The organism is Oceanibaculum pacificum (assembly GCF_001618175.1).
Classification (GTDB): domain Bacteria; phylum Pseudomonadota; class Alphaproteobacteria; order Oceanibaculales; family Oceanibaculaceae; genus Oceanibaculum; species Oceanibaculum pacificum.
This window is the reverse complement of sequence record NZ_LPXN01000002.1, coordinates 49,307-58,900: the sequence shown is the minus strand read 5'-3', so window position 1 is coordinate 58,900 and position 9,594 is coordinate 49,307. Positions and strand designations below refer to the sequence as shown.

The window sequence follows — 9,594 nt, the reverse complement described above, 5'->3', positions numbered from 1 at the left end:
GAAGCTGGGTGAGGGGAGACCTGTCGTCGCCATGCTCGTCACGCATGGCCGGTTGAAGTGGATACATTCTCCCCAGGTTTCATATTGCACTGCGGAGCGCATCGCCTATGGTTCGCGTCGCCTGACTGAAACGTAAAGAAGGACGCGCCGTCCATGTCCGAGACCACCGAGAGCTTTCCCGAGATTCGCGATGCCGTCCGCCAGCTTTGCGCCGGCTTTCCCGGCGAGTATTGGCGCGAGACCGACCGCGAGCGCGCCTACCCGACCGAATTCGTGAAGGCGCTGACCGAGGCCGGCTACCTGTCCGTGCTGATCCCGGAGGAATATGGCGGCAGCGGGCTGGGCATCGAGGCGGCGGCGGCGATCCTGGAGGAAATCCAGAAATCCGGCTGCAACGGGGCCGCCTGCCACGCGCAGATGTACACGATGGGCACGCTGCTGCGGCACGGCAACGATGCGCAGAAGAAACAATATCTGCCCAAGGTCGCGACCGGCGAGCTGCGCCTGCAGGCCTTCGGCGTGACCGAGCCGACGGCCGGCACCGACACCACCTCGATCCGCACCGTGGCGGTGCGCGAGGGCGACAAATACATCGTGAACGGCCAGAAGGTCTGGACCAGCCGCGCCGAGCATTCCGACCTGATGATTCTGCTGGCCCGCACCACGCCGAAGGATCAGGTGACGAAGAAGACCGAAGGCCTGTCGGTCTTTCTGGTCGATATGAAGAAGGCGCTGGGCAAGGGCCTGACCATCCGGCCGATCCGCACCATGCTGAACCACGCCACCACGGAAATCTTCCTGGACGATCTGGAAGTGCCGGCGGAAAACCTGATCGGCGAGGAAGGCAAGGGCTTCCGCTACATCCTGGACGGCATGAATGCGGAGCGCATCCTGATCGCCTCGGAATGCATCGGCGATGCCCGCTGGTTCATCAAGAAGGCGACCGATTACGCCAACGAGCGCAAGGTGTTCAACCGCCCGATCGGCCAGAACCAGGGCATCCAGTTCCCGATTGCCAAGGCCTATGCGCAGTCGGAAGCGGCCGCCCTGATGGTCGAGCGCGCGGCGCAGATGTACGATTCCAAGCAGCCCTGCGGCAAGGAGGCCAACATGGCCAAGCTGCTGGCGGCCGATGCCTCCTGGGCGGCGGCCGATATGTGCCTGCAGACGCATGGCGGCTTCGGCTTCGCCGAGGAATATGACGTCGAGCGCAAGTTCCGCGAGACGCGCCTGTACCAGATCGCGCCGATCTCCACGAACCTGATCTATTCCTACCTGGCCGAGCATGTGCTGGGCCTGCCGCGCTCTTACTGATGGGCGCTCTTGATGGATTGCTGGTGGTGGCGCTGGAACAGGCCGTCGCCGCCCCGCTCTGCACCGCGAAGCTGGCCGACGCCGGCGCGCGCGTCATCAAGATCGAGCGTGCCGAAGGCGATTTCGCGCGTGGCTACGATGCCGCCGTCGGCGGCCAGGCGAGCTATTTCGTCTGGCTGAACCGGGGCAAGGAATCGCTGACGCTTGACATCAAGAATGCGGACGACAAGGCGCTGCTGACCCGCATCCTGGCCAAGGCCGATGTGTTCGTGCAGAACCTGCTGCCGGGGGCCGCCGGTCGCGCCGGTTTCGGGTCGGACGAATTGCGGGCAAGTCATCCGGGGCTGATCACCGTCGATATCAGCGGCTATGGCGAGACCGGCCCGCTGGCGGAGATGAAGGCCTACGACCTGTTGGTGCAGGCGGAGAGCGGGCTATGCTCTGTCACCGGCACGGCAGAGGGCATGGCCCGCGTCGGCGTGTCGGTCGGCGATATCGGCGCCGGCCTGAACGCCTATGCCGCCGTGCTGGAGGCGCTCATCAAGCGCGGCGTGACGGGCAAGGGCAGCGCCATCAAAATCTCGCTGTTCGACGGTCTGGCCGACTGGATGAACGTGCCCTACCTGCAATATGCCTATGGTGGCAAGGCCCCGGCGCGCATCGGCCTGGGCCATGCCACCATCCAGCCCTATGGCGCCTATAGCTGCGCCGACGGTCAGGTGATGCTGGCGATCCAGAACGAGCGCGAATGGGGCCGGCTGTGCGCCGAGGTGCTGGGCCGGCCGGCGCTGGCGAGCGACCCGCGCTTCATCACCAATGTCGCGCGCTGCGCCAACCGGCCGGCGCTGACCGAGGCCATCGAATCGGTGTTCCGCCCCCTGCCCCGCGCGCATGTGACACAGACGCTGAAAGCCGCGCAGATCGCCTTCGCCTCGGTCAATACAGTGGCGGATTTGCAGACCCACCCGGCCCTGCGCCTGACCCCGGTGGAAACGCCGGAAGGCATCTTCGAGATCATCGCGCCCGCCGCCATCACGGACGGCGCCAGCCCCTCCCTCCGCCCAGTGCCCGCCATCGGCCAGCATTCGGCCGCCCTTCGCCAGGAGTTCGCATGACCATCGACGCGGAAAAGCTGCAAGCCTGGGTCGGTAAGCGCGAGGAACAGCAGCAGATCATCCCGGCCTGGCCGGTCGGCGCATGGGAAGCCATGCTGGATTATGACCGTCCCGCGCCGCAGGATGGCGACCCGCTGCCGCCGGGCGCGCACTGGATATTCTTCAATCCCGCCGCCCGGCAGTCCGGGCTGGGCGAGGATGGCCACCCGCAGCGCGGCGGCTTCCTGCCCCCAGTCGAGTTGCCGCGCCGCATGTGGGCCGGCGGCCGCCTGAGCTTCCCCCGACCGCTGCGCATCGGCGAGGTAGTGACCAAGCAATCGGAAATCCTGTCGGTCAAGGTGAAGGAAGGCCGAACCGGCCCGCTGATCTTCGTGACAGTGAAGCACAGCTTGTCGGGAAGTGCGGGAATCGCCATCGTCGAGGAGCACGACATCGTCTATCGCGGCTGGCCGACCGAGGCGGAGAAGGCTAAGCAGCCGCCGGCCGCCCCGCCGGTGGAGGACGCCGCGTGGTCGCGCGAAGTGGTGCCCACGCCGCCGCTGCTGTTCCGCTATTCGGCGCTGACCTTCAACGGTCACCGCATCCATTACGACCACCCCTATGTGACGCAGGTGGAAGGCTATCCCGGCCTGATCGTCCATGGCCCGCTGATGGCGACGCTGCTGCTGGATTTGGTGCGCCGGGAAAAGCCGGACGCCACGCTGACCAGCTTCAGCTTTCGCGGCATGAGCCCGGTGTTCGACACCGCGCCTTTCTGGGTGAACGGCAAGCCGGTGGATGGCGGAGCCGAGTTGTGGATCGCCGGGCCGGGCAATTATCTGGGCATGCAGGCCGAGGCGAAATTCGCCTAGGCGGCGTGCAGCACGCGGGCGGGCGGAAAGGTCAGGCTGATCCGCGTGCCCTTTGCCGGCTGGCTGGCGATCTCCAGCGTGCCGCCATGCGCCTCGATCATCGACTTCACCAGCGGCAAGCCCAGCCCGGTGCCGACATGGTGCCGACTGATCGAGGAATCGACCTGGCCGAACGGTTCCAGGGCCGTCGGGATATCCTCCGCCGCAATGCCGATGCCGGTATCCGACACGCTTAGGCAATAGCCGCCCTCCGCCGTCAGCGCGCCCTCGATATCGATGCGCCCGTCCGGCGGCGTGAATTTGATCGCGTTGCTGATCAGATTCAGCACCATCTGCACGATCTGCCGTTCATCGGCCAGCAGGGGCGGCACACCGGGCGGCAGGCGGACAGACAGGGCCAGTCGGCCGGCGCGGGCGCGTTCCTGGGTCATGCGAATGGCGGAATCGATCGCCTGCGCCAGATCGACCTTCTGTTCGCGCAATTCGACACGGCCGGCATTGAACTTCGACATATCGAGAATGTCGTTGATGATCGATAGCAGATAGCAGCCGCTTTCATGGATGTGGTCGGCGTAATCGCGATAGCGCGGATCGCCCAGCGGCCCGCTCATCTCCCGCATGATCATCTCCGAAAACCCCAGGATCGCGTTCAGCGGCGTGCGCAGTTCATGCGTCATGTTGGACAGGAACTCGGCCTTGATCCGGCTTGCCTGTTCCGCCTTCTCCTTGGCTTCCAGCAGCGCCATTTCGCGCCGGCGGGTCTGGGTGACATCGACATCGACGAAAACCAGGCCGCCCGACGGCGTGCGCTTGGCCGTAGGCAGCATCAACCGGCCGTCCGACAGCCGCTGCTCGACCAGCGGCCAATCGCCCGCCTGGCACCCCAGGGCCTTGCCCATCACGCTGGCCAGATCGTCCGAGGGCGGCGGCATGATCCCGGCGGCGATCATATCGCGCAGTATGTCCGCGCGTGACCGGCCAACCGTCAGGATACGGCCGGAACCAGGATAGAATTCCTTGAACGCCTTATTACAGAACACCAGCGTATCGTTTGGCCCATACAGCACCAGGCCGATATCCAGCGTGTCGATGGCTTCGGCCAGCAGGGCGTGGCCGTCGCGCGCCTCGGCCACCATCTGCCCTGTCCCCAGTTCCACGGATACAGCCGGGTCAACCGCTCGCCGGGCGCCCTCACGGCGAAAGAGCCGGCAAACGCGATCTAACAGACCGGCCAGGGGAACCCCTGATTTTCCAGTGAAAGACATGCGGCGCTATCTCGTACCACCCGCATCGGTTCCGGGAGGCATTATGACTGCCGACCGGTTTCCGCGGGTCCCCATTTCCCCGCACCTTCTGTGAGCGATCGCGCGCCGGGCTGTTCTGCATGATCCGACGGCGGTTGGGAGCGTTCATTAAGCGACGCTCTCTTATCGAAACCATAACACGACAGCGCCTTCCCGGCCATTCAGAGCGATGCGCAGGGGGAGCGAATGATGAAATATTGCGACGCACAATATGAGGACGACTCATTTCCGAAATTTTTGCACTGCAAAATACCCATGAGTCGAAATTTTATTACTCAAAAGTGTATAATTTGTTATTTATCAACAACTTAAAAAATGTTTGACAAGGGATGGTGTGCCGATCATATTTTGCAGTGCGACATGACCTTGTCCTCTGTCGTACGCACTTTTTGGGCGTTTCCTCCCTAAACTCGGGCCGCGCTTCGTGCGCGGCCCTTTTTTCTGCGCCCTCGGTTTCAGCGGCTGGGCAGGCTCGCGTCGCCGTCGCCCAAAGCGCGCTGCATCAGTACGCTATCGACCCACCGGCCCTGTTTGAAGCCGACCGATTGGATGGTGCCGACGCGCCGAAACCCCATCGCCTCATGCAGGCCGATGGAGCCCGCATTGCCGCTATCGCCGATAATGGCGATCATCTGCCGGAAGCCGAGTGCGGTGCAGCGTTCCAGCAGGGCGGCCAGCAGCAGCCGGCCGATTCCCCGCCCGGCCAGCCCCGTGCGCACATAGACCGAATCCTCCACCGAATGGCGATAGGCCGGTCGCGGCCGGTACTGCCCGGCATAGGCATAACCGACGAGCTGCCCACCCAACTCCGCCGCCAGATAGGGAAAGCCGCCCTGGCGTAGCGCCTGGAAGCGGCGCAGCATTTCCGCCGTGTCGGGCGGCTGCTCCTCGAAGCTGGCGAGGCCATGCAGCACGTGATGGGCGTAGATTTCGAGAATCGCCGGAATATCCGCCTCGACGGCGTCTCGCAGCACGGGTAGGTCGTTCATTCCGCCGCCAGTTGAAGCAGGTCCAGATCAGCCATGCCGAGGATAAGCTGCCGCATCTCCGCCGCCAATACCGGCAGATGCGCGCTGCGCTCATACAGCCGTTCATCCATGTAGAGCGCGCGGTTGATCTCGATCTGGATGGCGTGCACCCCATCGCGCGGCCGCCCGTAATGCCGGGTCGTGTAGCCCCCGGCATAAGGATGGTTGCGCGCCACGCTATAGCCGAACCCCTGCAGCAGCGCCTCGCAGCGCTCCGTCACCGCCGGCGAGCAGGCGGTGCCGAAGCAATCGCCCAGAACCGTATCGACCTTGCCCGCCGCCGCCCCGCCACGGACCGGCTTGCCGCCGCGCGCCGCCGGCAGGCCGACCGACGGCATGGAATGGCAATCCACAAGGATGGCGAAACCGAAATGCTGCCGCGTCTCGCGCAGCAGCCGGGCCAGCGTGGCATGATAAGGCCGGTAGCAGGTGGCGATGCGCCGCGCCGCCTCGGCAAAGCGCAGCCGGTCGCGATAGATCGGCTCGCCATCGGCGACGATGCGCGCAACGGTGCCCAGCCCCGATGCGACGCGCGGCGAGCGGATATTCACATAGTCCGGCAGCGCGTCGCTGAACATCGCCGGATCCAGCTCGAATGGTTCGCGGTTGGGGTCGATATAGACGCGCGGAAAATGCGCCCGGATCAGCGGCGCGCCGCATTCCGGCGCGGCGGCGAATATCTCGTCGACGAAGCAATCCTCGGATTTGCGCAAGGCCAACGGGTCGAGCCGCGAGGCGGCCAGCAGGGAGGCCGGATAAACCCGCCCGCTATGCGGCGAGGCGAATACCAGCGGCAGGGTCTGCCGCGCCGGCGCCAGCACCTCGAAAGGCGGTGACACTTCCGCGACGGGGTCGGGCCCGGCGGCGTCGGAAGCGAAGTCGGTAAGGGGCGTCGGCTCCGTCGTCATCGCCTGCGATGATAGGCGGCGGGCGGGGTGCTGTCACCCCTGGCGAAAAAACCGCGTTTCGCTTCCGGGACGGGCTTGCCTTCCCCGAACGGCGATGCTAAACGCTTCGCTCCGTTCGATACCCCGCATCGAACGCCGCATGGAATGGGCGCGTAGCTCAGCGGGAGAGCACTACGTTGACATCGTAGGGGTCACAGGTTCAATCCCTGTCGCGCCCACCATTCCCCCCTCGAATACTTCTGCGAACATCCCTATGCCAGCCGTGGCCAGGAACAATGCGCCGGGCCGAAGGGTTACTTGTCCGTCAGGTCATTACCCCAGAACCACAGGCAGGAAACCGGTTTGCAGCAGGCAAAATCCAAAGCGTCGCCGTTGAAGCGCTTCGCCCCGTTAATCGTCTGCGTGCTGCTGGCCATTGCCGGCTATCTGCTGTACCGCGCGCTCGGCCAGTATGATTTCGCCGAGGTGGCGCAGTCGGTGCGCGACATGCCGGCCTGGCGGCTGGGTCTGGCGGCGCTGTTCGCGGCCGGCAGCTATGTAGCGCTAACCGGCTTCGACACGCTGGCGGTGCGCTATCTGGGAAAGGATTTAGCCTATCCGAAGATCGCGCTGGCCTCCTTCACCAGCCTGTCGATCGGCCATACGCTGGGCATGGCGGCGGTCAGCAGCGGCGCGCTGCGCTATCGTTTTTATTCGCGCTGGGGCTTTTCCACCGAGGATGTTGCCAAGCTGGTGCTGTTTTGCGGCATGACCGTTGGGCTGGGGCTGATCACGCTGGGCGGCGTCGCACTGCTCATCAACCCCAAGCTGGCGGCGGAGTTGACGCGGCTGTCGCAGCCGCTGGTCATCGCCCTGGGCCTCGGCTGCCTGGCGCTGCCGGCGCTGTATCTGCTGGCCGCCGTCCGCGTGACCGGCACGCTGACGCTGTGGCGCTGGTCGTTCGAAATGCCGGATTGGAAGATCGCCGCCCTGCAACTCGTGGTCGGCCCGGTAAATTTCGCGCTGGTCGCGGCCAGCCTGCATCAGGCGCTGCTGGCGATTGCCGACGTGCCCTACGTCACCGCCGCGACCGGCTATGTGATCGCCAATTTCGGCGCGCTGGTCAGCCATGTGCCGGGCGGGCTGGGGGTCATCGAATCGATCCTGATCTTCCTGCTGCCCTCGGCCAACATATTGGGCGCGCTGCTGGTGTTCCGCTTCGTCTATTACCTGGCGCCGCTGATGCTGGGCGGTCTGACCCTGGCCCTGTCGGAGCTGGTGCTGCGCCGCCAGGCGCAGCCGGCCGCCGCCGGGGATTAGCGGCGCAGGAAATCCAGCAGCTTGTAAGGGCCGGACGGGTCGATCAGCCCGGTGCCCGGCATGGGCCGGGTGGGGCCGGTATCGCTCATCGCCTCGAACGGCAGCAGGCAATGGGCATTATGGTTCAGCGCCTCGATGGCGCCGATCATCGACCCCTCGGCCGCCAGCGCCTCGGTGAAACGCTCGGTCTCGATGCCCAGATGGCAGGCCAGCAGCCGGTCGCGGATGCCGGCGATGGCGGCCTGGATCTCGGCGTCCGCGCCTTCCAGCCCCAGATCGCATTCGGTATCCAGCCCGAAGGAGCGGTTGTTCAGATTGGAGGAGCCGACCCGCAGGAAGCTGTTATCGACGATGATCAGCTTGGCGTGAATCAGCACCTCGCAATCCTCATCCTTGTCGCGGATTGCCGGGTGATAGACCCGCAGCCTGCCGTCGCGGTCGCTTTCGCGCAGACGGCGGATCAGCCGGTCTCGATTGCTGCCCATCGCCAGGCGCTCCACCGTCGCCTCGAAAGTATGGGTGGTGATGACGACAATCTCAGGCCCGTCGGGTTCGGCCAGTTTTTCCGCCAGCACATCGCCGACATGGCGCTGGCTGAAATATTGCGCCTCGATATAGATGCAGTTGCGGGCGGCGGCCAATGCGTCCAGCGTCAGCCGCTTCACCTCGCCCACCGCCGGGCGGCCAGCACGGGCCGGGGCGGTGCGGGCGACGCCGATATCGCAAGCCTTGAAATGCGGCCGCAGCGACGATGGCCAGCACTCGCTGGCGGGCTCCACCGGGGCCAGCGTCTCGCCGGTCGCCGCCAGCCAGCGGTCGCGCGCGACCTGCTCCAGCGCCCGCGCGGCATCGCCATCGACCGCCATTTGCAGATCGTGCACCGGGCCATACGGCTTGTCGTCGGGCGTGCGGCGGCGCGAATCATTCTTCCGGTGGCGGCGGGAATCCCAGCGTTCCACGGTTAGGTCGATGCCGCCGGCAAAGCCGAGGCAGCCATCGATGCACACGATTTTCTGGTGATGCGCGCCATAGATCGGATGGGCGGTGTCGAGATGCAGATGGATGCGCGGATGCTTCTGCCAGTCCGCCCCCATCAGCAGCGGCATCGGGGCGCTGGGGCCATGCAGCACGGCGGTGCTCCAGATCAGCAGGCGAATCTCCAGCTCCGGCTGCGCTTCCACCAGGGAGCGCAGCAACGGGCCGACAGAAGGCGAGTCGCGATCCGCCCGCAGCGTGATCTCACCGTCGAAATCCCAGCCGATCAGAATCACCGACCGGCGCGCCCGCAACAGCGCCTGCTCCAGCGCCGCGAAATACTCCGCGGCGGAGAGCAGCACGGCGGCCCGATCGGCCCGCGCGACCTGGTAGCAATTTTGTCCCGGCTTCAGAAGCGGCGCGGCGGAGAGCCCCTCCTGGCCTTGCTGTAGCGAAACGACAGCCGGCGACAATTTACGGTTATGATTCATCCGGCCCTCTCGGTCCAAGCCATAGCAGCACGTTATTAACCGGAAGCCATACGGAAAGGTTCCGGATCGGCTGTCGCCTCGGACCGAGGGCTTGGGATTAGTAATTGCCGGGCGGGTCGCTGGCAGGGAATGAGTCGTAGGATTCCTCGTCGACCTTGTCCCATTTCCGGCCGCGGGGCGCTCCCAGCGCGCCAGCGATATGGGGACGAAGCCGCTTCTTCTCGCTCAACAGCAGCGCGACACATCCGACGATTCCAGCCGTCATCGCCAGGCACAATAGCTTGCGCATTATCCTCACCTCGTTTGCGG

9 protein-coding genes and 1 tRNA gene are annotated in these 9,594 nt (G+C 65.3%); 5 read left to right on the top strand and 5 right to left on the bottom strand.

Annotated elements, in window-relative coordinates; all coding sequences use genetic code 11:
* The first annotated feature begins 153 nt into the window (after positions 1–153).
* The 3 genes from AUP43_RS01145 to AUP43_RS01135 are packed head-to-tail and all read left to right on the top strand — an operon-like array spanning position 154 to position 3,280.
* Positions 154–1,314, top strand: coding sequence for an acyl-CoA dehydrogenase family protein (locus AUP43_RS01145; RefSeq protein ID WP_067551430.1), 1,161 nt, complete (start codon positions 154–156; stop codon positions 1,312–1,314).
* Complete coding sequence (locus tag AUP43_RS01140) at positions 1,314–2,429, top strand: CaiB/BaiF CoA transferase family protein (RefSeq protein WP_067551427.1); 1,116 nt, start codon at positions 1,314–1,316, stop codon at positions 2,427–2,429. Before AUP43_RS01145 ends, AUP43_RS01140 begins: the two co-directional genes overlap by 1 nt.
* Complete coding sequence (locus AUP43_RS01135) at positions 2,426–3,280, top strand: FAS1-like dehydratase domain-containing protein (protein WP_067551424.1); 855 nt, start codon at positions 2,426–2,428, stop codon at positions 3,278–3,280. Before AUP43_RS01140 ends, AUP43_RS01135 begins: the two co-directional genes overlap by 4 nt.
* Here the strand turns inward: AUP43_RS01135 and AUP43_RS01130 are convergent.
* From AUP43_RS01130 to AUP43_RS01120, 3 genes are all read right to left on the bottom strand, one after another.
* Positions 3,277–4,437, bottom strand: coding sequence for a sensor histidine kinase (locus AUP43_RS01130; protein WP_198154775.1), 1,161 nt, complete (start codon positions 4,435–4,437; stop codon positions 3,277–3,279). The two genes, AUP43_RS01135 and AUP43_RS01130, sit on opposite strands and share 4 nt — an antisense overlap.
* 602 nt (positions 4,438–5,039) lie before the next feature.
* Positions 5,040–5,573: a GNAT family N-acetyltransferase gene (locus AUP43_RS01125; protein ID WP_067551418.1), complete on the bottom strand. Its 534-nt coding sequence runs from the start codon at positions 5,571–5,573 to the stop codon at positions 5,040–5,042.
* Positions 5,570–6,520, bottom strand: a complete 951-nt coding sequence (locus AUP43_RS01120; RefSeq protein ID WP_084462398.1) for an N-formylglutamate amidohydrolase — start codon at positions 6,518–6,520, stop codon at positions 5,570–5,572. Before AUP43_RS01120 ends, AUP43_RS01125 begins: the two co-directional genes overlap by 4 nt.
* A 146-nt stretch (positions 6,521–6,666) precedes the next feature.
* Here AUP43_RS01120 and AUP43_RS01115 point away from each other — a divergent pair.
* Both AUP43_RS01115 and AUP43_RS01110 read left to right on the top strand, forming a co-directional pair.
* A tRNA-Val gene (locus AUP43_RS01115) sits at positions 6,667–6,741 on the top strand.
* Between the two features lie 121 nt (positions 6,742–6,862).
* Positions 6,863–7,819 (top strand): lysylphosphatidylglycerol synthase domain-containing protein, encoded by a 957-nt coding sequence (locus AUP43_RS01110; protein ID WP_198154774.1) that lies wholly within the window; start codon positions 6,863–6,865, stop codon positions 7,817–7,819.
* Here the strand turns inward: AUP43_RS01110 and AUP43_RS01105 are convergent.
* A complete protein-coding gene (locus AUP43_RS01105) occupies positions 7,816–9,285 on the bottom strand; it encodes a phospholipase D-like domain-containing protein (RefSeq protein WP_067551412.1) in 1,470 nt (489 codons plus the stop codon). The genes AUP43_RS01110 and AUP43_RS01105 overlap by 4 nt on opposite strands.
* Before the next feature lie 97 nt (positions 9,286–9,382).
* Positions 9,383–9,574 carry a hypothetical protein gene (locus AUP43_RS18820; RefSeq protein ID WP_157089175.1) on the bottom strand — a complete coding sequence of 64 codons (192 nt, stop codon included), beginning with the start codon at positions 9,572–9,574 and terminating at the stop codon, positions 9,383–9,385.
* Positions 9,575–9,594 lie beyond the last annotated feature (20 nt).

Coding starts and splice junctions, on each gene's coding strand:
- AUP43_RS01105 (WP_067551412.1), bottom strand. CDS start 9,285: ATGAATCATAACCGTAAATTGTCGCCGGCTGTCGTTTCGCTACAGCAA.
- AUP43_RS01125 (WP_067551418.1), bottom strand. CDS start 5,573: ATGAACGACCTACCCGTGCTGCGAGACGCCGTCGAGGCGGATATTCCG.
- AUP43_RS01145 (WP_067551430.1), top strand. CDS start 154: ATGTCCGAGACCACCGAGAGCTTTCCCGAGATTCGCGATGCCGTCCGC.
- AUP43_RS01135 (WP_067551424.1), top strand. CDS start 2,426: ATGACCATCGACGCGGAAAAGCTGCAAGCCTGGGTCGGTAAGCGCGAG.
- AUP43_RS01140 (WP_067551427.1), top strand. CDS start 1,314: ATGGGCGCTCTTGATGGATTGCTGGTGGTGGCGCTGGAACAGGCCGTC.
- AUP43_RS18820 (WP_157089175.1), bottom strand. CDS start 9,574: ATGCGCAAGCTATTGTGCCTGGCGATGACGGCTGGAATCGTCGGATGT.
- AUP43_RS01120 (WP_084462398.1), bottom strand. CDS start 6,520: ATGACGACGGAGCCGACGCCCCTTACCGACTTCGCTTCCGACGCCGCC.